The sequence below is a fragment of the Mycobacterium ulcerans subsp. shinshuense genome, assembly GCF_002355775.1.
Classification (GTDB): Bacteria; Actinomycetota; Actinomycetes; order Mycobacteriales; family Mycobacteriaceae; genus Mycobacterium; species Mycobacterium marinum.
The window spans coordinates 1877751-1901957 of sequence record NZ_AP017624.1 but is presented as its reverse complement, the minus strand read 5'-3'; the positions used below and the strand labels follow the sequence as shown (position 1 = coordinate 1901957).

Annotated in this window: 21 protein-coding genes; 6 read left to right on the top strand and 15 right to left on the bottom strand. The window is 67.0% G+C overall.

Translation table 11 applies throughout. From position 1 onward, the window contains the following. Nucleotides 1–34: 34 nt before the first annotated feature. The 5 genes from rsmD to SHTP_RS08735 form a co-directional block, all read right to left on the bottom strand. Nucleotides 35–589 (bottom strand): 16S rRNA (guanine(966)-N(2))-methyltransferase RsmD, encoded by a 555-nt coding sequence (gene rsmD, locus SHTP_RS08755; protein WP_081435690.1) that lies wholly within the window; start codon nt 587–589, stop codon nt 35–37. Then, complete coding sequence (locus SHTP_RS08750; protein ID WP_096370349.1) at nt 586–3981, bottom strand: pyruvate carboxylase; 3396 nt, start codon at nt 3979–3981, stop codon at nt 586–588. Before SHTP_RS08750 ends, rsmD begins: the two co-directional genes overlap by 4 nt. Before the next feature lie 42 nt (nt 3982–4023). Beyond that, entirely contained in the window at nt 4024–4662 is a 639-nt protein-coding gene (locus SHTP_RS08745; protein WP_096370348.1) for a vitamin K epoxide reductase family protein, read from the bottom strand. Nucleotides 4663–4667: 5 nt separating this feature from the next. After that, the gene (locus SHTP_RS08740) at nt 4668–5435 is read right to left on the bottom strand and encodes a DsbA family protein (protein ID WP_096370347.1); all 768 of its coding nucleotides are present in this window, start codon (nt 5433–5435) and stop codon (nt 4668–4670) included. 186 nt (nt 5436–5621) lie between these two features. After that, complete coding sequence (locus SHTP_RS08735; RefSeq protein ID WP_272890004.1) at nt 5622–6683, bottom strand: alpha/beta hydrolase; 1062 nt, start codon at nt 6681–6683, stop codon at nt 5622–5624. 624 nt (nt 6684–7307) lie between these two features. Here SHTP_RS08735 and SHTP_RS08725 point away from each other — a divergent pair. Further along, on the top strand, nt 7308–8156 hold the full coding sequence (locus SHTP_RS08725; protein WP_036426399.1) for an aldo/keto reductase: 849 nt from the start codon (nt 7308–7310) through the stop codon (nt 8154–8156). Nucleotides 8157–8160: 4 nt separating this feature from the next. Here the strand turns inward: SHTP_RS08725 and SHTP_RS08720 are convergent, their stop codons facing one another. Genes SHTP_RS08720 through SHTP_RS08710 form a run of 3 tightly spaced genes read right to left on the bottom strand, consistent with a single transcriptional unit; the run spans nt 8161 to nt 12807 of the window. Further along, nucleotides 8161–8874: an HNH endonuclease family protein gene (locus SHTP_RS08720; protein ID WP_096370346.1), complete on the bottom strand. Its 714-nt coding sequence runs from the start codon at nt 8872–8874 to the stop codon at nt 8161–8163. A gap of 4 nt (nt 8875–8878) precedes the next feature. Next, entirely contained in the window at nt 8879–11110 is a 2232-nt protein-coding gene (gene recG, locus SHTP_RS08715) for an ATP-dependent DNA helicase RecG (RefSeq protein WP_096370345.1), read from the bottom strand. Between the two features lie 2 nt (nt 11111–11112). Beyond that, nucleotides 11113–12807 carry a DAK2 domain-containing protein gene (locus SHTP_RS08710; RefSeq protein ID WP_096370344.1) on the bottom strand — a complete coding sequence of 565 codons (1695 nt, stop codon included), beginning with the start codon at nt 12805–12807 and terminating at the stop codon, nt 11113–11115. Nucleotides 12808–13088: 281 nt separating this feature from the next. Here SHTP_RS08710 and rpmB point away from each other — a divergent pair, with 281 nt between their 5' ends. Continuing rightward, nucleotides 13089–13283 carry a 50S ribosomal protein L28 gene (gene rpmB, locus SHTP_RS08705; RefSeq protein WP_011740047.1) on the top strand — a complete coding sequence of 65 codons (195 nt, stop codon included), beginning with the start codon at nt 13089–13091 and terminating at the stop codon, nt 13281–13283. Nucleotides 13284–13438: 155 nt separating this feature from the next. On the opposite strand, the gene SHTP_RS08700 is transcribed toward rpmB, so the two are convergent. From SHTP_RS08700 to SHTP_RS08680, 5 genes are read right to left on the bottom strand one after another with little or no spacing between them, the layout of a single operon-like run. Beyond that, nucleotides 13439–14089: a nitroreductase gene (locus SHTP_RS08700; RefSeq protein WP_012393550.1), complete on the bottom strand. Its 651-nt coding sequence runs from the start codon at nt 14087–14089 to the stop codon at nt 13439–13441. Between the two features lie 49 nt (nt 14090–14138). Further along, entirely contained in the window at nt 14139–15071 is a 933-nt protein-coding gene (locus tag SHTP_RS08695) for an NADP-dependent oxidoreductase (RefSeq protein ID WP_096370343.1), read from the bottom strand. A gap of 5 nt (nt 15072–15076) precedes the next feature. Continuing rightward, nucleotides 15077–15760: a uracil-DNA glycosylase gene (locus SHTP_RS08690; RefSeq protein ID WP_096370342.1), complete on the bottom strand. Its 684-nt coding sequence runs from the start codon at nt 15758–15760 to the stop codon at nt 15077–15079. Next, complete coding sequence (locus SHTP_RS08685; RefSeq protein WP_011740044.1) at nt 15757–16047, bottom strand: DUF1330 domain-containing protein; 291 nt, start codon at nt 16045–16047, stop codon at nt 15757–15759. The genes SHTP_RS08690 and SHTP_RS08685 overlap by 4 nt, the downstream gene beginning before the upstream one ends. 25 nt (nt 16048–16072) lie before the next feature. Further along, nucleotides 16073–17038 (bottom strand): thiamine-phosphate kinase, encoded by a 966-nt coding sequence (locus tag SHTP_RS08680; RefSeq protein ID WP_096370341.1) that lies wholly within the window; start codon nt 17036–17038, stop codon nt 16073–16075. A 207-nt stretch (nt 17039–17245) separates the two neighbouring features. On the opposite strand from SHTP_RS08680, the gene SHTP_RS08675 reads away from it, so the two are divergent. Further along, nucleotides 17246–17830, top strand: coding sequence for a DUF3515 domain-containing protein (locus tag SHTP_RS08675; RefSeq protein ID WP_172900527.1), 585 nt, complete (start codon nt 17246–17248; stop codon nt 17828–17830). Here SHTP_RS08675 and SHTP_RS08670 read toward each other — a convergent pair. Together SHTP_RS08670 and SHTP_RS08665 are read right to left on the bottom strand one after the other, a co-directional pair. Continuing rightward, the gene (locus tag SHTP_RS08670; RefSeq protein ID WP_096370339.1) at nt 17827–18948 is read right to left on the bottom strand and encodes a D-alanine--D-alanine ligase family protein; all 1122 of its coding nucleotides are present in this window, start codon (nt 18946–18948) and stop codon (nt 17827–17829) included. The genes SHTP_RS08675 and SHTP_RS08670 overlap by 4 nt on opposite strands. A gap of 91 nt (nt 18949–19039) precedes the next feature. Continuing rightward, entirely contained in the window at nt 19040–20047 is a 1008-nt protein-coding gene (locus tag SHTP_RS08665) for an NAD(P)H-dependent glycerol-3-phosphate dehydrogenase (RefSeq protein ID WP_096370338.1), read from the bottom strand. Between the two features lie 191 nt (nt 20048–20238). Between SHTP_RS08665 and cofC the strand changes: the two genes are divergently transcribed. The 3 genes from cofC to mutT1 all read left to right on the top strand — a co-directional run bounded on the left by cofC (nt 20239) and on the right by mutT1 (nt 24205). After that, nucleotides 20239–20892: a 2-phospho-L-lactate guanylyltransferase gene (gene cofC, locus SHTP_RS08655; protein ID WP_012393543.1), complete on the top strand. Its 654-nt coding sequence runs from the start codon at nt 20239–20241 to the stop codon at nt 20890–20892. Between the two features lie 78 nt (nt 20893–20970). Then, the gene (locus SHTP_RS08650) at nt 20971–23187 is read left to right on the top strand and encodes an RNA degradosome polyphosphate kinase (protein ID WP_096370337.1); all 2217 of its coding nucleotides are present in this window, start codon (nt 20971–20973) and stop codon (nt 23185–23187) included. A 79-nt stretch (nt 23188–23266) separates the two neighbouring features. Further along, a complete protein-coding gene (gene mutT1, locus SHTP_RS08645; protein WP_096370336.1) occupies nt 23267–24205 on the top strand; it encodes an 8-oxo-(d)GTP phosphatase MutT1 in 939 nt (312 codons plus the stop codon). The last annotated feature ends 2 nt before the right edge of the window (nt 24206–24207 follow it).

Sequence of the window (24207 nt, the reverse complement as noted above, 5' to 3'; positions counted from 1 at the left end):
CCGGCGGCCATGACCGATGACGGTACACGCTGGCCTACGACCGGTCGGCCAGCTCCAAACGGGTGTCGCCGTAAACCCGCTCGGGCCACACCGACCAGCCGGCCGGCCAGGTCAACGCCGCACCGGTGGCCGGCCGCTCCACGACGGCCACCGTTGCCTGGTGCACCCACCCGTGGGAGTCCAAAGCCGCCAAGACGGCTTCGATCTCGGCGCAGGAGACATCGTAGGGCGGGTCGGCCAGGATCAGGTCGAACGGCGACGCGGTGCCACCCGCCAGGACCGCAGCGACCGCACCCCGGCGCAGTGTCGCGCCGGCGAGCCCCAGAGCCTCGATGTTGCGGGCCAGAACGGCCGCGGTGCGCTGATCGGACTCCACGAACAGCGCGGCGGCCGCGCCGCGCGAGAGTGCCTCCAGTCCGAGCGCTCCCGAACCGGCATACAGGTCCAGCACGGCCAGGCCGGTCATCGCGCGTCGCGCCGCAAGAATGTTGAACAGCGACTCGCGCACCCGATCGGTGGTGGGTCTGGTACCACGCTGCGGGACAACGAGGCGACGGCCGCCGGCGACGCCACCGATGATCCGGGTCAGCTCACCACCACCAGCAGGTCGCCGCCCTCCACCTGGGCGGTCGACGACACGGCAACCCGTTCGACGGTGCCATCGTTGGGCGCGGTGATCGGGGCCTCCATTTTCATCGCCTCGATGGTGGCGATGGTTTGCCCGGCGCTCACCCGATCCCCGACCGCGACGCCCACGCTGACCACGCCGGCGAACGGCGCGGCGATGTGTCCAGGATTGCCGCGGTCGGCCTTCTCGGCGGTCGGGACCGCACTGGCAATGCTGCGGTCACGCACCAGTACCGGCCGCAGCTGACCGTTCATGATGCACATGACGGTTCGCATTCCACGCTCGTCGGGTTCGGAGATGGCCTCCAGGCCGATCAACAGTTCCACCCCGCGCTCCAGCTTGACCCGGTGCTCCTCGCCCTGTCGCAGGCCGTAGAAGAACTGGTTGGCCGACATTTGGGACGTGTCGCCGTAGGCTTCGCGGTGCTCCTCGAACTCCTTTGTCGGCGCCGGGAACAGCAACCGGTTCAAGGTCGCCTGGCGTTTGGGTCCCGGCGCGGCCAGCGCGCTGTGGTCCTCGCCGGTGAGCTGACCAACGGGCTTCGCCGGTGCGCGCCCGGCCAGGGCCGCACTCCGCAATGGTTCCGGCCACCCCCCGACCGGGTCGCCCAGATCGCCACGCAAGAAGCCCAAGACCGAGTCCGGAATGTCGAATCGTGCGGGCTCGGCAGCGAATTCGTCCGCACTCACCCCGGCACCAACCAGCGCCAGGGCCAGATCGCCGACCACCTTCGAGGATGGGGTGACCTTGATCAAGCGGCCCAGCACCCGGTCGGCTCCGGCGTAGGCCTCTTCGACCTCTTCGAACCGGTCCCCCAGCCCCAGCGCAATCGCCTGCTGGCGCAGGTTCGACAGCTGGCCGCCCGGAATCTCGTGGTGGTAGACCCGACCCGTCGGACCCGGCAACCCGGACTCGAAGGGCGCGTAGACCTTTCGCACCGCCTCCCAGTAAGGCTCGAGCGCGCAAACCGCCGCCAGTGACAGACCGGTGTCGTATTCGGTGTGCGCGGCGGCGCCAACGATCGAACTCAGCGCGGGCTGGCTGGTGGTACCGGCGAGCGGGGCGGCGGCGCCGTCGACGGCGTCGGCCCCCGCATGCCAGGCGGCGACATAGCTGGCGAGCTGGCCGCCCGGGGTGTCGTGGGTGTGCACATGCACCGGCAAATCGAAGCGACTGCGCAGTGCGGTAACCAGCTGGTGAGCCGCCGGGGCCCGCAACAGTCCGGCCATGTCCTTGATGGCCAGCACATGCGCGCCCGCCTCCACGATCTGCTCGGCCAGCCGCAGGTAGTAGTCCAGCGTGTAGAGCTGCTCGGCCGGGTCGCTCAGATCGCCGGTGTAGCACATCGCGACTTCGGCTATCGCAGAACCGGTTTCGCGCACCGCGTCGATCGCGGGCCGCATGGACTCCAGGTTGTTGAGCGCATCGAAGATCCGGAAGATGTCGATGCCGGTCGCGGTCGCTTCCTCGATGAAGGACGAGGTAACCACCTCGGGGTAGGGCGTGTACCCCACCGTGTTGCGGCCACGCAGCAGCATCTGCAGGCAGATGTTGGGCATCGCCGCGCGCAGCGTGGCCAGCCGCTCCCACGGGTCCTCTTTGAGGAAGCGCAGCGCCACGTCGTAGGTCGCACCACCCCAACACTCCACCGAGAGCAGCTGCGGCATGGTCCGCGCCAGATAGGGCGCCACCCGGCTCAATCCGCTGGCGCGCAGCCGAGTGGCCAGCAACGACTGGTGGGCGTCTCGGAAGGTCGTGTCGGTGACCCCCACCGCCGGCGATTCCCGGAGCCAGCGCGCGAAACCCTCCGGCCCCAATTCGACCAGGCGCTGCTTGGAGCCGGCCGGCGGCGGGGCATCCAGATCAACCTGGGGCAGCTTGTCGTTCGGGTAGACCTTGGACGGGCGGCTGCCGTGCGGCTTGTTGACCGTGACATCAGCCAGGTAGTTCAGAATCTTGGTGCCGCGGTCGGCCGAGGTGCGCGCGGTCAGCAGCTGGGGGCGTTCGTCGATGAACGCCGTCGTGATGCGCCCGGCTTGGAAGTCCGGGTCATCCAGAACCGCCTGCAAGAAGGGAATGTTGGTCGATACGCCGCGAATCCGGAACTCGGCGATCGCCCGGCGTGCCCGGTTCACCGCCGTCGAGAAATCCCGTCCCCGGCAGGTCAGCTTGACCAGCATGGAATCGAAGTGCGCGCTGATCTCCGCACCGAGGTTGGTGCTGCCGTCCAGGCGGATGCCCGCGCCGCCGGGGGCGCGCAGGGCGCTGATCCGCCCGGTGTCGGGCCGGAAACCGTTGGTCGGATCCTCGGTGGTGATCCGGCATTGCAGGGCGGCGCCGTGCGGCCGGACGGTTTCCTGTCGTAGACCCAGATCTTCGAGCGACTCCCCCGCGGCGATCCGCATCTGGCTGGAAACCAGGTCGACGTCGGTGATCTCCTCGGTTACGGTGTGCTCCACCTGAATCCGCGGATTCATCTCGATGAAGACGTATTCACCACTTTGGTCCAGCAGGAACTCGACGGTACCGACGCAGGTGTAGCCAACGTGACGGGCGAAGGCGACCGCATCCGCGCAGATCTTGTCGCGCAGCTCACCGGGCAGGTTAGGCGCCGGCGCCAACTCGATGACCTTCTGGTGACGGCGCTGCACACTGCAGTCGCGCTCGTAGAGGTGAATCACGTTGCCTTGCGTGTCCGCCAGGATCTGCACCTCGATGTGACGGGGGTTCAACACCGCCTGTTCGAGATACACCGTCGGGTCACCGAATGCGGACTCGGCTTCGCGGCTGGCTGCCTCGATCGCTTCGGCCAGCGCGGAGATGTCGTTGACCCGGCGCATGCCACGGCCACCACCGCCGGCAACCGCCTTGACGAAGAGCGGAAAGCGCAGGCCGGTGGTCTCCGACTGCGCCGCAGCCACCAGCTCCTGCACCGAGGCCGACGGCGCCGACGACCTCAGCACGGGCAGCCCGGCCTCCCTGGCCGCGGTGACCGCGCGGGACTTGTTTCCGGTCAGCTGGAGCAGCTCGGCGCGGGGGCCGACGAAGGTGATGCCCGCCGCCGCACACGCCCCGGCCAGATCCGGGTTCTCCGACAGGAACCCATAGCCCGGGTAGATGGCATCCGCACCCGCACGGAGGGCGGTTTCGACGATCTCGTCCACCGACAGGTAGGCGCGCACCGGGTGCCCGACCTCGCCGATCTGGTAGGACTCGTCGGCCTTGGACCGGTGCAGTGAATTGCGGTCCTCGTACGCGTAGACGGCAACGGTGCCGACGCCCAATTCGTAGGCGGCGCGAAACGCGCGGATCGCGATCTCACCGCGGTTGGCCACCAGCACTTTTGAGATCATGATTGACCCCTTACTTCACCCGTCGCAACGCAAACTCGACACCTAGAGCAGTGTCGACCAATAGTTCCAGAAGCGAACCATGATCAGCAGAAACACTGCGGTGAGCCACAGCGTGGCAATCGACCACCGCCATTGGAAAAAGACCCGCACAGCAGCGGCGCTGGTGCTGTCCGGGTCCGGACGGAATGCTATCGAGCCAACCACGACTAACAAAGTCGCGGTGATGATCCAGACCACCATGCAGTACGGACACAGCGACCCGATGCGGTAGAGACTCTCGAAAATCAGCCAGTGCACGAACACCGTTCCGACCAGGACACCGATCGTCAGCCCCACCCAATACCAACGTGGCAGGGGTACTTTCGTCACCGCCAGCACGCCGGTGACCACCACCACGGTGAACGCCGCGATGCCGAACAGCTGGTTGGGAAAGCCCAGCAGCGAGGCCTGCGCGGTCGTCATCACCGAGCCGCACGACACGATGGGGTTGATGTTGCATGCGGGAACATAGCTGGGGTCGAGCAGGATCCTGACCTTCTCCACGGTCAGCGCTCCGGACGCAAGCAGGCCCGTCACACCGCAGATCAGCACCCACCATGCGCTGGCCATGGGCACGTGCACCTGGCGAACGGCGCCTGACGTCAGGTCGCTGGATCGCTCGGCGGAGTCAGCTGACACCACAGTGGTCAGGATGTCGCGTTGGCTGCGACCGCGTCAATGCCCGGAATGGGGCCCACGATCTCTTTGATCTTGGCCACCAGCGCTTCCGGCGTCGACCATTCGTATTCCTCGCCATTGATCTTGACTGTCGGGGTGGCATGCACATTGGCTGCCACCGCCAACCCGTTGACCTTGTCGAGGTACTTGCCGCTGTTGATGCAGTCCGGCACCGTTCCCGCCGCACCCGCCTCACGCGCGATTTCGATCAACTTCGCGTTGTCGGGGAATGTCTTGCCGACCTCGGACGGCTGAATGTCCTTGCTGAACATCGCGGTGTGGAACCGCCGGAACGCATCGATGGACTCATCGGCGACGCAGTACGCCGTGGCGGCGGCTCGCGCCGAATAGTTCTGGTTGCGCGGGCTGGAGAGAATGTCGACCATCGTGTAATCGGCGGCGACCGCCCCGATGTCGACCAGCCTGGACACCGTCGGGCCGAACGCGCGCTCGAACATGCCGCACGCCGGACACAGGAAGTCCTCGTAGAAGGTCATCACGACCTTGGGGTCCTGGGTCCCCGGCTGGGTGACCAGCTTGCTCGACGTCACCCGGACCGAGTCGCCGGGACCGGCGGCACCGCCGCCCTTTTTCTGATGCGAGGTCACGATGTAGAAGACCAGGGCGACCGCGAAGAACACGACGAACGCGGTGCCACCGATCTGGATGAGCCGGCCGAACTTGCCGTCGGGCGAATTCAGGTCGATCCGCGGGGGACGCTTGTTTTTGTCGGCCACAGGTTTGCTGATCCTCACATGTATTGGTCGGCTGCGCTTCGCTTGCGGGCTCGTTCAGCCTCCGGTGGTCGGGCGCCTCTAGAGTACCGGCGGCCGGCCAGCCGCAGCTGAGACCCACGACGATATTGACCGATGGTGCCCGCAACGGTCCGCACCCACGGCGCGAAGCCACCCCACCGGCACCGCTCAAACCCGGGTCAGGTGTGCACGCAGCGCAGAAATCAGCTCGCTGGTTGCGGCGGCACAACCACCACCGAGCGGAAACAGATTGAGGAACCCGTGCGTCAGCGACCCCATGGCGCGCAGGTCAACCGGGGTGCCGGCGGCCCGCAGGGCGGTCGCGTAGTTCTCGCCTTCGTCACGCAACGGGTCGAAGCCTGCCACCGCGATCAGCGCCGGCGCCAGCCCGGCCAGTGATTCGGCTCGTAACGGCGATACCCGCGGGTCCGTGGGCTCGATGCCGGAGCCCTTCAGGTACTGGGAGTGAAACCAGTCGATGTCGCGTTTGGTCAGCAAGAACCCTCGGGCGAACAGGCTCGCGGAACGGGTCCGCCCGGCAAAGTCGGTTCGTGGGTAGATGAGCCACTGGAAAATCGGGGCCGGGCCTCCGCTGTCTCGGGCCAGCTGGCTCACCACGGCCGCCAGGTTGCCCCCCGCACTGTCGCCACCGACCGCAACCCGTCCCGGCAGAGCACCAAGCTCGGCGGCGTGCGCGTGCGCCCACTCAAAGGCCGCGAACGCATCGTCGATCGCGGCGGGGGCGCGATGCTCGGGCGACAGCCGGTAGTCGATCGCCAGGACATGGATGCCCGCATCGCGACAAGTCAGTCGGCAGACCGCGTCGTGGGTGTCGAGGTCGCCGAGTGCCCACCCGCCCCCGTGGTAGAAAACCAGCAACGGCGCGGCCGCATCGCCGGGCGGACGGTAATGCCTGGCGCTGATGTCGCCGGCAGGTCCGGGCAGGGTTAATTCCTCGACATCGACATGGATCTGCGGACCGGGAAATCCCAACATCGCCTCGCGCATGTGGGCGCGGGAAGCGGCCAGGTCGTCATCGATCACCAGCCCGTCCAGACCCACGACCCGCATGCCCGACAACATCAGCTGCAATGCGGGATCGAGGGTGTTTCCGTCGATGATGACCGAGCGACCCCGTGTGATCAGCCGTTTGGCGACATCGGGAACCCATGGGATGACCTTGGCGCCGACGACGGTGACGGTGTTCTGCACGCGACTCAGCCAGCTCATCGTCGCGTGCACCGTTTCGGGATGGAGGTCCGTCTCACCTGGCAGGCTATTTGTCATGGGCTACTCCCTAGAATCGCTAGATAAGTCTCGTCTTGCCTCGTCTTGCTGGACGACGATCATTCGGTAGCCGTCGTCGGGCTCGGCAACTGCTGGATCCCGACAACCCCCGAGGTAAACCGCAGTGAACGGGAAACCCGGCGCGCGGTCGGCGAGTCCGACGTGCCCTGCGACCAACTATACGTGGTAGCCTTGTTGCCGAATCTGGACCACGGTTGCAGCCGCGGGCCGGATGCGCGGCAGCCATCCGACCATCTTCCACGCATCGGCGCTGGCCACCGCCGGACAAGTTCACCCGAAGCGCCCCCCGACACCGAGCGTCACAGGGCGCAACGCCGTCGCCGTCACCTGCGACGAAGCAGCGGCACGGGCGTTGATTAGGTGACATATACAACTCGGTAATATCGTGATTCCCTGAGTCGGTAAACCCCCAGACGGATTGCGAGCGACTTCCACCGTGTTCGACTTTGAACTGAGCGCCGATAAAATCACGGTGGCCTGGTCGCCAGAGGTTCGAACCCGACTTAGTCAAAATCCGCGAACGTTCAATTTTCACAGGTAGGTGAGATGATGCCGGGCGCCCCCAGCCCCTCTGCCCCATCGATAGCGCTCAATGACGAGAACACCATGCCGGTCCTCGGCATGGGCGTCGCTGGGTTGTCGGATGACGAGACCGAGCGCGCGGTGTCCGCGGCATTGGAAATCGGCTGCCGGCTCATCGACACCGCCGCCGCATACGGCAACGAGGCGGCAGTCGGGCGGGCCCTCGCCGCATCCGGCATTCCCCGGGCGGAGTTGTTCGTCACCACCAAAGTCGCCACCGCCGACCACGGCTTCACCGCGTCCCGCGAGGCCTGCAAGGCCAGCCTGGACCGGCTGGGCTTGGACTACGTCGACCTGTACCTGATTCACTGGCCGGCCCCGGCGGTGGGCAAGTACGTGGACGCGTTCGGCGGCCTCATCCAGGCCCGCGGTGAAGGCTTCACCCGCTCCATCGGGGTGTCCAACTTCACCGAGGAACACGTCTCCAACGTCATCGACCTGACCTTCGTCACCCCCGCGGTCAACCAAGTCGAGTTGCACCCGCTGCTCAACCAGGACGAGCTGCGCAAGGCAAATGCCCAGCACAACGTGGTGACGCAGTCCTACACCCCGCTGGCGCTCGGCCAGCTGGCCGACAACCCGACCGTGACCTCGATCGCGGGCGAGTACGGCAAGACGCCCACCCAGGTGCTGCTGCGCTGGAACCTGCAACTGGGCAATGCCGTCATCTTCGGTTCCTCCAATGCCGAGCACATCGCCACCAACCTGGACGTGTTCGAGTTCGAGCTGGCCTCCCAGCACATGGACGCCATCAACGGCCTCAACGACGGGACCCGCCTGCGTGAGGACCCGATGACCTTCGCCGGGGTGTAACCGGCTACCCGGTCGGGCAGGTCGCCGCGGCCTGGCGCAGGACGTCGCTCGACGCCCGGTCGACCGACAGCGCATATCCGCGCAGCACGGCGATGAATTGCATGGCGTATTGGCAGGCAAACGCGGCGTTGGGCGGCATCCACCCGGCCGGCGGGGAGTCCCCTTTGTCCTGATTGGCGTGCCCCTGCACGGCCAGCAAGTTGGCCGGATCGTTGGCGAACCGCAGCCGCCGCGCCGCCGGCCAGTCCGATGCGCCCATGTCCCACGCATACGACAGCGGGACGATGTGATCGATCTGCATCGATTGCCCCACTCTGGCGCCACGCTGGAAGACGACGATGGTGTTGGTATACGGGTCGTGCAGCGTGCCGGTGGCCACCGCATTCGGACACCGCTTGGTCACCACATAGGTCTTGTCGACGAGATCGCGGTCGAGGATGTCGTCACGAGTGTCACACCCGTTGTGGCCGCCGGGGGCGTCGTTGTTGTCGTCCCAGGCCGCGCCGAATGCGGCCCTGCGGTAGTCGTAGCGGTGCATTCGCCGCGGCAGCACGCCGATCCCGGCGAGCACGTCGGTCCCGGGTTGGACCGTCGGAACGCCGGCCCGCGCGGCGAACTCCTCTGCGTGCCTGGCCGTCGACGCCCGCACGCTCTGATAGGCGACCAGCACCGCAAGCAGCGCGGCCACCGACAGCCACAGCAACATCTTTCGGTTCACGACGTTATGACTTGTCCAGGTAGTCGATGCGATCGGTGTTGGTGAAGCGCGCCGCCATCAGAGCCAACCCGGGATGTGGGCCACCGCCGCCAGTGCTCTGCTGATACGCCTGGTTGCAGAAGTCCCGGGCGGCCTCGATGAATACCCGATGCTCGGCCAGCGACAGCAAGCGTAGGGTGATCGCCTTGCCGGACTGGTTGCGGCCCAGCACGTCTCCTTCCCGGCGCTCCTTGAGGTCCAGCTCGGCAAGATCAAAGCCGTCCATGGTCTCAGCGACCGCGCGCAGCCGTCGCCCCGCCGGCGAGCCCGGCGAAACCCAGCTGGCCAGCAGACAAAGGCTGGGATGTTCGCCACGCCCGATGCGGCCGCGCAGCTGGTGCAGCTGGCTGATGCCGAAGCGGTCGGCGTCCATCACCAGCATCACCGTGGCGTTGGGGACATCGACACCCACCTCGATGACCGTGGTGCACACCAGCACATCAACGTTGCCGGCGCGGAAGGCCGCCATCGCGGCTTCCTTCTCGTCGGCAGACAGGCGTCCGTGCATCAACGCCAATCGCAGCCCCGCCAGTTCGGCGGCCTGCAAACGGGAATAGAGCCCCACGGCGGTCGCCGACGGGCGGGCGCCGTTTTCGGCTTTGTCGCTCTCGTCGCTCTCGTCGATGCGCGGGGCCACCACGTAGGCCTGGCGACCCGCGGCAACCTCTTCGACGATGCGCTGCCAGGCCCGATCGAACCAGGCGGGTTTGTCTTTCACAAAGATGACGTTGGTGGTGATCGGCTGACGCCCGCGCGGAAGCTCACGCAGGGTGGAGGTCTCCAGGTCGCCGTAGACGGTGAGCGCTACGGTGCGCGGTATCGGCGTGGCCGTCATCACCAGCAGATGCGGTGTGATGCCGGCGGGAGCCTTGGCCCGCAGTTGGTCTCGCTGCTCGACGCCGAAGCGGTGTTGTTCATCGACCACCACCATGCCGAGATTGTGGAATTCCACCGCGTCCTGCAGCAGCGCATGGGTACCGATGACGATGCCGACCTGACCGCTGGCGATTCCGGCCCGAACCTGCTTTTTTTGCCCCGCTGTCATCGAGCCGGTCAGCAGCGCCACCCGGGTGGCGTTGTCGGCGCCGCCCAGCTGGCCCCCCATCGCCAGCGGACCCAGAACATCGTTGATAGACAAAAGATGCTGTGCGGCAAGCACTTCCGTAGGAGCCAGCAGCGCACACTGGTAGCCCGCATCGACCATCTGCAGCATCGCCGGCACCGCCACGATCGTCTTGCCCGAGCCCACCTCGCCTTGCAGCAAGCGGTTCATCGGACGGGTCGCCGCCAGCCCGTCGGACAACTCGTCGAGCACTTCGCGCTGCCCCGCGGTGAGCTCGAAAGGCAACCGTGCCAACAGCTCGGCGGCCAGGCCGTCGGATCGGGCCGGGGCCGGCGGCCCCGACTCGGATAGCTCACCGTGCCGGCGGGCCACCAACGCCCACTGCAACCCGACGGCTTCGTCGAAGGTCAGCCGCCGGCGCGCTTGTTCGCGTTCGGACTCATCCTCGGCGAGGTGGATCGCGCGCAAGGCGTCGTCCTCGGAAATCAGGCCGTGCTCGGCGCGTAACGCCGCTGGCAGGGGCTCGTCCACCGGGTCGAGCACTTCGAGCACCTGGCGCACACACTTGAAGATGTCCCAGCTCTGCACCTTGGTGCTGGCCGGATAGATCGGGAAAAAGCGCCGCTCGAACTCCTCCATCGCCAGTTCGCCGCTGATGGCCTGGGAGGCGTCGGCGATGCTCTTCAATGATTTGGTGCCGTGATGCTGGCCGTCCGGCGAATCCAGGATCAGAAACGCCGGGTGCGTGAGCTGCATGACGCCCTTGAAGTACCCGACTTCGCCGGACAGCATCACCCGGGTGTTCTTGGTGAGGCCCTTTTTGATGTAGTCGGCGTTGAAGAAGGTGGCGGTCACCTTGTTGCGCCCCGACCCGAGGGTGATCCGCAGACACAACCGCCTCGGGGTCTTCTTCATCGGAAACGACTTGGTTTCGGTGATGACATCGACGATGGTGATGTGCTCCCCCACTTCGGGCTGCTCATCGTCGGTGCCGCGGCGTGCCCCGCCTTCGACATAGCTGCGCGGGTAGTGCCGCAAGAGGTCGTCGACAGTCCGGATGCCGAACTCCTCGTCGAGAGCCTCGGCCGCCTTGGCACCCAGAACGAAGTCGAGCCGATCGCTCAATGCCACCATGGCTACTCCACCCCGATCAGCAGCGCGTCACCGCGATGACCGGTGCGGTAGATCACCAGCTCGGTCCCCGGGTGATGGTCGTGCATGTGTTTTTCCAGGCTCTCAACCAGCCTGGCAATCCGTTCATCATCATCGATACCGGCGCCTATCAGCACCGTCACCAAGTTTCCTCCCGGCGCCAACAACAGATCGACCAACCCGATCGCCGCCGCGGCGACGTCATCGGCGACGATCAGCACCTCATCGCCGGCGATACCCAGACCATCGCCCGGTTTGCAGGTTCCAGCCCAGGTCAGTGCCGTCTCGGTGGCGATACGTACCGATCCGTGCCGGGCGGCCCCGGCGGCCCGGGCCATGATGTAGCCGTCGTCGACCGCCTGACTGGCCGGGTCGTGCACGGCCAGCGCGGCCAGGCCCTGCACCATCGACCCCGTCGACACCGGGACCACGTCAACGCCCCAGCCGATGGCCGCCGTACAGCCGGCCACCAGTTCCTCGACGGCGACGTAGCCGTTGGGCAACACCATGACCTGCGCGGCACCGGTGTCGACCACCGCGCGCACCAACTGGTGTGCGCTCAGGTCGGACGCGGGCGCCGCGGCCCCCGCGCCGGGACGCAACACACACGCACCTTCGGCGGCAAACAGTTCGGCGGCACCATCGCCGTCGACAATGGCCAGCACGGCGCGCTGGCGGGTCCAACCGCCGGCCGCCAGTGCAGTGGTCCCGGAACTGAGCGCCGAGATCACGATCTTGTTCAGCCGCCCCGCCGCCAGCCCGGCCTCGACGGCCGCGCCCGCGTCGTCGGTATGCACATGCACCGAATAGCTCTCCGATGGTGCGGCGGCAATTGCCACCGAATCCCCCAGCTCCGAGAGCCGATCGCGCAGCGTGTCGGCCGCCGCGGCATCGCAACCGGCCAGCAGGTACATCACCTCGAACTGCGGTACGGGTGCCGGCACCCCCGCCCCGAGCGCCGGCGAGCGCGGGGCCGGCTCGTAGACCGATCGCGCGGGAGTCTGACCGGTGATGGTCGAGCGCAGCGCGTCCAGCAGGACCAACAATCCTCGTCCGCCGGCATCGACAACACCCGCGTCGGCCAGCACGTCGAGCTGCTCGGGGGTCTTCTCCAGCGCAACCACCGCCGCGTCCCCCGCCGCGGCGACGGCGGCGGCCAACCCTTCGCCGGCGTCAGCACACTGCCGGACCGCGACCGCGGCGGCGCGCAGGACCGAGACGATGGTGCCCGGCACTTCCTCACCGCCCATCGACGTGATGACCAGCTCGACGCCGCGCCACAGGGCCGCGGCCAGCAGTGCCGCGTCGATTGCGGCCAACGGTTGACCGGCGGCGGCGCTATCGGTCACATCGGAAACACCGCGCAGGATCTGTGACAGGATCACCCCGGAATTGCCGCGTGCGCCGTTGAGGGCGCCGGCCGCCAACGCGGCCGCGACCTGGGCGACATCCCTGTGCTCGGGGTCTTCGGGGTGTTCGGGCCCCGCACCACCCGTCGAATCGACCTGAGCAAGCGCGGATCGCACAGTGAACAGCATGTTCGCGCCGGTATCGGAATCGGCGACCGGAAACACGTTCAGCCGGTTGATCTCGTCAAGGTGGGTGATCAGGTCGCTGACGCCGGTGTGCGCCCAGTCTCGCAGGGCCAAGGCATCCAGCGGGCGTTCAGTCGTGCCCAACCTGCCCCCACCTCCTCTGCCTAGCCCCGGTGGGCGCCAGCGTAGCTCCGGTGACGTTGCGGATAGTTTGCGTCGGTTCATGCGCGAGGGAACACCCCGGGCCACCGGGGACCCGGCCCATCGAGCCTAGCCAGGCGGTCCGACGAGACCGGCCCTGACGCCACCCTTAGCGGTGGCTCGTTTGGTGCTTGCCGGGGACGTCGGTATCCTAGGACGGCCTGGATAGATCTAGGCTGTCCCGGCCGGGTCGCCGGAACCCAACAGACTTGAGGAGTGCAACAATGGCCGCTGTGTGCGATATCTGCGGGAAAGGCCCCGGCTTCGGCAAGTCGGTGTCGCACTCCCACCGCCGCACCAGTCGCCGGTGGGACCCCAACGTCCAGACCGTGCGCGCCGTGACCCGCCCTGGCGGCAACAAGAAACGCCTCAACGTCTGCACCTCGTGCATCAAGGCCGGTAAGGTCAGCCGCGGCTGAACAGCCACCGGCGGGTTCGGGCCAGCCAGTAGCGGCGCCACCGAGTTCGTGGTTGCTCGCGCCTGTTCGCCCGTCTCGATAGAGCCGGGCGATTTGGCGTGTACGGGCCCGCCCAACTCCGGTCACCGCAAGCTCTTCTCGCGCCCGCTGGCCAGTCAATCGTCGAGAAAAACGACGTGTTCAGCAACATCGTCGCGACCAACGCGCAGCTGATTGCCGGCAAAGTCCGGGTCGGGATAGCCGATCGCCAGGCCACACAGGATGGTCAGGTGCGAAGGTATGCCCACCTGCTTGCGGACGATCTCGGGATAGCCGGCGATGGAGACCTGTACGCAGGTGCCCAGACCGCGCGCGGTCAGCGCCAGCATCAGGTTCTGCAGGAACATGCCGACACCCATGCTGTCGACCAGCCCCAGCTCCTGGTGCATCGATACGATGCCACCCAGCGGGGCCCGGAAGAACTCCCAGTTGCGCAGCACAGCGGTCTGTCGGGCCTGCGTGTCATCGCGAGCAATGCCCATCGCCCCGTAGACCTGTGCTCCCAGTGCGCTGCGTAGATGGGTGAATGCCGGCGGCAATCGCGCAACATTGGGCGGCTCGGAGCGCGCCCTTTCCAGCATCGCCGCGACCAATCGGTCGCGTGCCGCACCGCTGGTAAACACGACATGCCAGGGCTGCACATTGGAGTTCGAGGGAGCACACATCGCAAGTTCGAGCGCTTCCTGCACCAACCGCCGCGGCACCGGGCGGGGCAGGAACATGCGCGTCGAACGCCGCAGACGGATGGTCTCATCCAAGTCGTACATGCCTCGATGGTCTCAGGCCGTAGCGCAATCCGCGTCGAGCCGGCCGCTATCACTGTCCAACCGTGATGACGGTCTTGCCCGCTCGCCGAGCGGCACCCCGTCCGCTTTCGAACGCCTCGCGCCCCTTTGCCAGCGGAAAACTCTGCGCAATCTCGACATGCAGCCGCCCACTGCCGACCAGCTCGCCGAGCCTGTTGAGCTGATCGCGGTTGGGCGTCACGATGAAAAACACTGCAGTAACGCCATGTTCGTCGGCCTTGCCGGCGGGCGGCGGTGCCGAGAGGGTGACCAGCCGTCCGCCTGGACGCAACACCGCGAAGGATCTGTCCAATGTGTCCCCGCCCACCGTGTCGATGACGACGTCGAAATCCGTGGCGGTCCGCTCGAATGCTTCGGTGCGGGTGTCGATTACCCGCTGGGCACCCAGGCGGCTGACCAGCTCGCCGGCATCGCTGCGAACGGTAGCGGTGACGTTGGCGCCGAGGATGGCCGCCAGTTGGACCACCAGGGCCCCGACTCCCCCGGCCCCTCCGTGCACCAATACCGCTTCGCCGGGCCGTACCGCCGCGTGATCGACAAGTGCCTGCAGCGCGGTCAACCCGGCCAGCGGCAGCGCCGCCGCCACGGTATGGCTGATCGTCGCAGGCTTGGCGGCCAGGTGTGCGGCGGGCACCGCGACGAAATCGGCTGCCGCACCGTCTCGATCGAAACCGATCAGCCCGTAGACCTCATCACCACAATGGAAATCTTCGGTACCCGATCCGATTTCATGGATCACTCCGGAGACTTCGTGTGACGGGATCACCGGTGTCCGGCTGACACCATCGCGGGTCCAGGTCTGGTCCCAGGTCAACTCGTCGAACGTGATGCCGGCAGCGCGCACGGCTACCACGACCTCGCCGGCCGCCGGCACCGGCACCGGTGCGCGCTCGACGGCCGGCGTTTCCGGGCCGCCGCTCCGGTGCGCACGCAACGCCCTCATGGCGCTCAGGGCAAGCGCCAGTCAATCGAGTCGGCTCCCCTGCCGGTAAGCAATTCGTTGGCCCGGCTGAACGGCCGTGAACCGAAGAAACCACGAGACGCCGATAGCGGCGATGGGTGTGGAGATTCGATCGAAGCACAATCGCCGTCGGCCAACATCGGCTTCAGGGTCGACGCGTCGCGCCCCCAGAGAATGGCAACCATCGGCTGCGACCGCGCGGCCAAAGCCCGGATGGCGCACTCGGTCACCGCTTCCCAGCCCTTGCCCCGATGTGACGCCGGGTTGCTGGGCCGAACCGTGAGCACCCTGTTCAACAGCATGACACCGCGCTGCGCCCACGGCGTCAAGTCGCCGCAGGCGGGCATCGGATAGCCCAGATCGTCCGCATACTCCTGGAAAATGTTGGACAGGCTGCGTGGGAGCGGGCGGACATCGGGGGCTACCGAAAAGCTCAGTCCCACCGCGTGTCCGGGTGTCGGGTAGGGATCTTGGCCAACGATCAGAATTCGCACCTGGCCGAAGGGAAAAGTAAACGCGCGCAAGACGTTCGGCCCCGCGGGCAGGTACTTACGGCCCGCCGCGAGTTCGGCCCGCAAGAACTGCCCCATCGCAGTTACCTGGTCGGCGACCGGCTCGAGAGCTTTCGCCCACCCCGGCTCGACCAGTTCATCGAGCGCCCGCGCGGTCACTGCACCCCCCGAGCCAGCAACACGACCGTATCGGCGCCCTCCCGGCGATCCTTGGCGATGTCCTGGTAATCCGGCGACTGCGCCCAGTCCCGAAATGCCGCTTCGTCAGGGAATGACATCAGCACCACTTTCTCGCGGTCCCACTGCCCCTCGACCACCGTCGGTGACTCGTCGGCAGCGAGCAGCGTTCCCGCGTAGCGGTCGAAGACCTGCATAAACGCTGCCTGGTACCGGTCATAGGCGGGCCGGTCGGTGAATCTCAATTGGGCGATCGCGTAGACGGTCACCGCGTCACCCTACTCAATTGCCGCGCTAGTCAAATGCCTGCCAGCCGGCGTAGCCGCTCCACTGCTGGCCGTCGACCAGCACCCGGGCCGGCCCGTCCAACACCCGCCCGATCACCCGCCAGCCATCGGGCACCGCACCGGAAAAACACGCCACCAGCGCGTGGTCCTCACCCCCACCGAGCACCCACCCCCACGGATCGGCGCCCACCGCATCCGCGGCTGCGATCAGCGTGCGATGATCTTGGGCCAACGCCGCCGTGGCGACGTCGATGCCGACCGCAGCGGAATCGGCGATATGGCGCAGGTCGGCGACCAAGCCGTCGGAGACGTCGATCATCGCTTGAGCCCCGGCCACCGCGGCCGCCACACCCTGGCCGTAGGGCGGGTCGGGTACCAGATGGCGGCGGCGAAGTTCGTCAAACCCGGCAATCTCGTTGTGCCACAGCGCATATCCGGCCGCCGAACGGCCCAGTTCGCCAGCGACCGCAACCGACGAGCCCGGCTTGGCGCCGCCACGGGTGACCGGCGGGCGACCTTCGAGGTCACCCAGAACGGTGACCGACACCACCCATTGCGGACACCGGACCATATCGCCGCCGACGATTCCGGTGCCGATCCGCCCGGCCTCCTCCCACATGCCGTCGAGCAACGCAGTCACCTCGGCCACCGGCGTGTGGGCGGGTGCGCCCAAGCTCACCACGAACGCGGTAGGCCTGGCGCCCATCGCGGCGATGTCGGCGGCGTTCTGGGCGATCGCTTTTCGGCCGACGTCGTGGGGACTCGACCAGTCCAGCCGGAAGTGGCGATCTTGGACCAGCATGTCGGTGGAAATCACCGTACGGCCGTCGGGGGCGGCCACCACCGCAGCATCATCGCCTGGCCCCAGCTCAACGACAGCGGGCTGGTTGCGCCCCTGCACCAACCGGTCGATCACGGCGAACTCCCCGAGCTCGCGCAGGGTCGGTGTCTGTCCCGACGTGTCCTGACCCACGCCACCTCCTTCGTGGTGTACCGGCCCGGACTCGCATACCCGCGAACCGAGAGCGGTCTGCGGTAATTTTGGGGTTCCTGCCCGCCCGGGCGGACCGCGTTAGTGTATGAGCCCTGACGACCCGAAACACCCGCGCGGGCCGGTTGCGGTTCCGGGGCGGACCGGGTGGGACAGGAGAGTCGAGTTGAACCGGAGGTATCCGACGCGGTGACAGGCGACACCCCGGCCAACCCCCAACCCGATCCCGATGGTCCGCCACGAGTCCTGATCATCGCCGCCGCACTGCTGGCCGTGGCCGCCCTCGGGACAATTCTGGTGATCGCGGCCAACCGCGAGGTACCGCGACAACCGGTCGCCGTCCCCTCGGTTCCGGCCCCGCAGGCGGCCAGTCCTGCGTGCCACGCGCTGCTGACCGCGTTGCCGCAGCGTCTCGGCGACTATCAGCGCGCGCCCATGGTGCAACCCGCACCGCAAGGCACCGGCGCCTGGAGCTCCGCGGCCGCCGATGAGCCGGTGATATTGCGCTGCGGGCTGGACCGCCCGGCCGACTTCGTGGTGGGGTCGCCGATTCAGGTCGTCGACCGGGTGCAGTGGTTTCGGGTCAGCGACCAAACCGAGGCCGCCGGCACCGCGACGGCGGGGAGCAGATCCACCTGGTACACCGTGGACCGTCCGGTCTACGTGGTGCTGACCTTGCCCGCGGGGTCGGGGCCCACCCCCATCCAGGAGTTGTCCGAGATCATCGACCGCGCCATTGCGCCGGTGCCGATCGACCCGGCCCCGGCGGGTTAGCGCAGGCCGATGCCCCGCGACAACGCGGTCTCCACCATGGTGGCCAGCAAGGTGGGATAGTCGACCCCGCTGGCCGCCCACATCCGCGGGTACATCGAGATCGTGGTGAACCCTGGCATCGTGTTGATCTCGTTGATCACCGGGCCGTCGTCGGTGAGGAAGAAGTCGACTCGGGCCAGGCCTTGGCAGTCGATGGCCTCGAAAGCGCGAATCGCCAGCTGGCGCACCGCGTCAGCGACGTCGTCTTCGACCTTGGCCGGCACGTCCAATTCGGCAGCGTCGTCGAGGTATTTGGTCTCAAAGTCATAGAAGCCCTCTTCGCGTCCACGCACACCGGCCACCCGGATCTCTCCCAGGGTGCTGGCTTCCAATCTGCCGTCGGGGAACTCGAGCACGCCGCACTCCAGCTCGCGACCGTTGATCGCGGCCTCGACGATCACCTTCGGATCGTGTCGCCGGGCGGCGGCGATCGCGGCGGGCAGCTCATCGAAGCTCGAGACCCGGCTGACACCGATCGAGGAGCCGCCGCGCGCGGGTTTGACGTAAGCCGGCAACCCCAACCGCTGCAGTTCCTCGCGGTCCAGCGATTGTCGCGATGGGCGCAGCACGGCATGCGGGCCGATCGGTAGCCCCGCCGCACTCCACAGTTTCTTGGTGAACTCCTTGTCCATACCGGCCGCGCTGGCCAGCACCCCGGCGCCAACATAGGGAACGCCGGCGAGTTCGAGTAGTCCCTGGATCGTTCCGTCCTCGCCGTACGGTCCATGCAGCACTGGAAACACCACGTCGACCGAGGCCAGCACCTCTCCGGCACCGGGCAGCAACGAGACCAATTGGCCGCCCCAGCGCGGATCTGCCGGCAAGGCCAGCTCGGTGCCGGACTGGGAGCTCACCTCGGGTAGCCGCCGGTCGGTGATTGCCAGCGCATCCGGGTTGCCCTCGGTGAGCACCCACGAGCCTTGCGGGGTGATCCCGATCGCGATCACCTCGAAGCGTCGCGGGTCAAGATTGCGCAGAATGCTGCCCGCAGACACGCATGAGATCGCATGCTCGTTGCTGCGTCCGCCGAACACGACGGCAACCCGGAGACGTTCGCCACGCCGGCTGCTGCCACTCACAACCTGGAGAGGCTACCGGGTGCTGAGCGACCAGGCCGGACTACCCGCACTAACCAGGGCAATCGGGCGGCGCCGACAGAGCGGGTCTGACCTATTCGGGTTTGGTACTACGCCCCAGCAACAACGCGATCGCGTCGTCTACCGACAGGCCCTTGTAGCAGACCCGGTGTACGCCGTCGGTGAGCGGCATTTCGACGTCGTAGCTGGACGCCAGCGCGAGCACCGATTCGCACGACGTCACCCCTTCCACGACGTGGCCTTCCTTGCTGTGCAGTGCCGATTGCAGGATCTCGCCGCGGCCCAGGCACTCGCCCAACGACCGGTTGCGGGAGCGCGACGACGTACAGGTCGCTACCAAGTCACCTACCCCGGCCAGCCCGGCCAGCGTCGCCCCCTTGGCGCCCAGGGCGATACCGAGCCGGATGATCTCCGCCAATCCGCGGGTGATGATGGTTGCCACGGTGTTTTCACCCAGGCCAACGCCCGCGGCCATACCGCACGCCAGCGCGATGACGTTTTTGCACGCTCCCCCGATCTCGGTGCCGACGACATCGGTGTTGGTATAGGGACGGAAGTAGCCGCTGTTGAGCGCACGCTGTAACGCGACGGCCCGGCCGGAGTCGCTGCAGGCCACGACGGTGGCAGCGGGCTGGCACTCGGCGATCTCGCTAGCCAGGTTGGGGCCCGAGATCACCGCGACCTGGGCCGGGTCTGCTCCGGTGATCGAGACGATCACCTGACTCATCCGCATCAGGGTGCCCAGCTCGATGCCCTTGGCCAGACTCACCAGGGTCGCGCCACGTGGAATCAGGGTTGTCCAGTGCTCGAGATTGGTCCGCATCGTCTGCGCGGGTACACCCAGCAGCACCGTATCCGCGCCGGCGAGCGCCTCTGCCGCGTCGGCGGTGGCCCGGATCCCCGGCGGCAGCAACGTACCGGGCAGGTAGTCGGGGTTGTATCGGCTGTCGTTGATCTGGTTGGCAACGTCGGCGCGCCGGGCCCACAGCTTGACCTCGCCCCCGGCATCGGCCAACACCTTGGCCAGGGCGGTGCCCCAGGCACCGGCTCCCATCACCGTGACGGTTCCCGTGCTGGCCATCCCCACACCCCTATTTGTCCCATTTGTCGTTTGCGACGGCACCGGTAGCCGCTACACAGTAGACCCCGGCAGGGGCCGCCGTCACGCTGTTGCGGCGGGGGTCACTGCGGCAGGCGCCAGCCCAGTGAAAGCGGGCGGCGGCGGGGTGGCAGCTGGGTAGCACCGAAACCAGCGCTGGCAGGATGGCCTTCATGAGCGGCATACGGGCCGACGGTACGGGTGATGTCGGCCTGATCATCGCCGTCAAGCGATTGGGTGCGGCCAAGACGAGATTGGCCCCGGTGTTCTCCGCGGCGGCCCGGGAAAGTGTGGTGCTGGCCATGCTGATGGACACTTTGACCGCCGCGGCGCGGGTAGGCGACCTGCGCTCGATCACCGTCATCACACCGGACGAATCCGCCGCGGCCGCGGCAACCGAGCTCGGCGCCGAGGTGTTGGCCGACCCGACTCGCCAAGGTGATCCCGACCCGCTGAACAACGCCATCCTCACCGCCGAACAGGTGGTATCCGGTTCCGTGCCAAATATTGTTGTGCTGCAAGGCGATCTGCCTGCGATGCAGACCCAGGAGCTCGCCGATGCGATCTGCGCCGCACGCGCTCACCAGCGCAGCTTCGTCGCCGATCGGCTCGGCACCGGCACCGCGGCCCTGTGCGCCTTCGGAAGCGCACTCGATCCCCAGTTCGGGCCGGATTCCAGCGCCCGACATCGCCGTTCCGGGGCCGTCGAGCTGACCGGCGCGTGGCCCGGCCTGCGTTGCGACGTCGACACTCCGGCGGACTTGGCGGCCGCCCGCAGCCTCGGGGTCGGACCGGCCACTGCACGAGTCGTCGCCCACCATCGCTAGCCCGCATGGCGGCTGTGCGGGGATGAACGGAACAAAAACAGCAAACGGATGTCGGTTCAGCGCTGGCAACGTCACTCGGTGATAGGCAATGATCGCTGGGTGACCGAAATCGAAACCGGCCCAGTCACAGAGGCACGGCCAGACACGAACGCACGGGAGCCAGGCGACAGGACCCCGGCGGCACCGCCGGCCGCGACGCCGGCCGCGACCACCGACCAGCTGCCCGAGGACCGCTACCTCAACCGCGAACTGAGCTGGCTGGAGTTCAACGCCCGGGTGCTCGCGCTCGCCGCCGACGACTCGATGCCGTTGCTCGAACGGGCAAAGTTCCTGGCCATCTTCGCGTCCAATCTCGACGAGTTCTACATGGTTCGGGTGGCCGGTCTCAAACGCCGCGACCAGATGGGATTGTCGGCTCTGTCCGCCGACGGCCTCACCCCACGGGAGCAGCTGGGCCGCATCGGCGAGCAGACGCAGCGCATCGCCAGGCGCCATGCGCGGGTGTTTCGCGATTCGGTGTTGCCCGCGCTCGGCGAGGAAGGCATCTACGTTGTCACCTGGGCCGACCTGGATCAGGCTGAGCGCGAGCAACTGTCGACCTATTTCCACGAGCAGGTATTTCCGGTACTGACTCCGCTGGCCGTCGACCCCGCGCACCCGTTCCCGTTTGTCAGCGGGTTGAGCCTGAACCTGGCGGTCACGGTGCGCCAACCCGAAGACGGTGGCCAGCACTTCGCCCGGGTAAAGGTGCCCGACAACGTCGATCGCTTCGTCGAACTGGGCGGCACAGATACCGACGGAGCCGAAGGGGCGGCCGTACACCGTTTCCTGCCCGTGGAGGAACTCATCGCGGCCTTTCTTCCGGTGCTCTTCCCCGGGATGGAAATCGTCGAGCATCACGCGTTTCGCATCACCCGCAACGCAGACTTCGAAGTCGAGGAGGATCGCGACGAAGACCTGCTGCAGGCGCTCGAGCGGGAATTGGCTCGCCGACGGTTCGGTTCGCCGGTGCGGCTAGAAGTTGCCGACGACATGACCGAAGGCATGCTGGAGTTGCTGCCGCGTGAGCTCGACGTGCATCCCGGCGATGTCATCGAGGTGCCGGGGCTGCTGGATCTCTCATCGCTGTGGCAGATCTACGGTTTGGACCGCCCCGCCCTCAAGGATCGGACCTTCGTTCCGGCCACCCATCCCGCCTTCGCCGAGCGCGAAACGCCCAAGAGCATCTTCGCGACGCTGCGCGAGGGTGACGTCTTGGTGCACCATCCCTACTATTCGTTTTCCACCAGCGTGCAGCGGTTCATCGAACAAGCCGCCGCAGACCCCAACGTGCTGGCGATCAAACAGACGCTGTATCGCACCTCCGGGGATTCGCCGATTGTTCGGGCGCTGATCGACGCGGCCGAGGCGGGCAAACAGGTAGTGGCGCTGGTCGAGATCAAGGCCCGCTTCGACGAGCAGGCCAACATCCGCTGGGCCCGCGCGCTGGAGCAGGCGGGCGTGCACGTGGCCTACGGCATCGTCGGGCTCAAAACGCACTGCAAGACAGCACTGGTCGTGCGTCGTGAGGGCCCGGTGATCCGGCGGTACTGCCACATCGGGACGGGAAACTACAACAGCAAGACCGCGCGCCTGTATGAGGATGTCGGCCTGCTGACCGCCGCGCCCGACATTGGCGCAGACCTCACCGACCTGTTCAATTCGTTGACCGGCTACTCGCGAAAGCTGTCCTATCGCAATCTGTTGGTGGCCCCGCACGGGATTCGTGCCGGCATCATTGAACGCGTCGAACGCGAGGTGGCCGCACACCTTGAACACGGCCCCCAGGCGGGAAAGGGCCACATCCGGCTCAAGATGAACGCCCTCGTCGACGAACAGGTCATCGACGCGCTCTACCGCGCTTCGCAAGTGGGGGTCCGGATCGAGGTCGTGGTGCGTGGCATCTGCGCGCTGCGCCCCGGGGCCGAGGGGTTCTCGGAAAACATCACCGCCCGCTCGATTCTCGGCCGATTCCTAGAACATTCGCGAATCCTGCATTTCCGCGCGATTGACGAGTTCTGGATTGGCAGCGCCGACATGATGCACCGCAATCTCGATCGGCGGGTGGAGGTGATGGCTCAGGTCAAGGACCCGCGGCTGACCGCGCAGTTGGACGACTTGTTCGAGTCCGCACTCGACCCTGCCACCCGCTGCTGGGAACTGGGGCCCGACGGTCAGTGGACCGCGTCGCCTCAGGAAGGCCGTACCGTTCGCGACCATCAGGTATCACTGATGGAGCGGCACCGCCACCCCTAACACTGTGAAACTCCGGCGAGTTTTGTGCCACCTAACCGACCGCGCGCGGCCCAGGCCGAATTGACCTGCAGGAGTTAACTTGTCGATCCCCAGCTCGTCTGTCCACCGACGCGCGGGAGACCGAATCGTATATGCCGCCGGTGCGGTGCTGTGGCGCCCGGGAAAGGCCAAGAGGGCAATCGAGATTGCATTGATCCACCGCCCTCGCTATGACGACTGGTCGCTGCCCAAGGGCAAAGTGGATCCCGGCGAGACCGCAGCGGTTGCGGCCGCGCGTGAGGTGTGCGAGGAGACGGGCCAGCACGCCCACCTCGGCAGGCGACTGATCATGGTGAGCTATCCCGTCGAGCAGGGCCTCAAGAAGGTCTACTACTGGGCCGCGCGCAGCCTCGGCGGGGAGTTCACCGCCGGAAACGAGGTCGACAAGCTGATCTGGTTACCGGTCGCCGACGCGATGACCAAGCTTGACTACGCACAGGATCGAAAGGTCTTGCGGCGGTTCGGCAAAAAGCCGGCGGATACCAAGACCGTCCTGGTGGTCCGGCACGGCAGCGCCGGCAGCAAGTCACGCTTCTCCGGAGATGACACCCAACGGCCACTCGACAAGAAGGGACGAGCCCAGGCCGAGGCACTCGTGCCACAGCTACTCGCTTTCGGTGCCGACACGGTGTACGCGGCCGACCGGCTGCGCTGCCATCAGACGGTGCAGCCGCTGGTCGAGGAATTGGGAGTGGTCATCCACAACGAGCGCACCCTCACCGAAGAGGCCTACGCCAAGAACGCCAAACGCGGCCGGCAACGGCTACTGCAGATCGCTACGCGCGATGGCACACCCGTGATCTGCTCACAGGGCAAGGTGATTCCGGACCTGATCGCTTGGTGGTGCGAACGCGACGGCGTCCGCTCCGACCGATCGCGCAACCACAAAGGCAGTACGTGGGTGCTGTCGCTTTCCGGCGGCCGCGTCATCGCCGCCGACCACATCGGCGGCGCGCTGGCCGCCAACGTGCGGGCCTAACG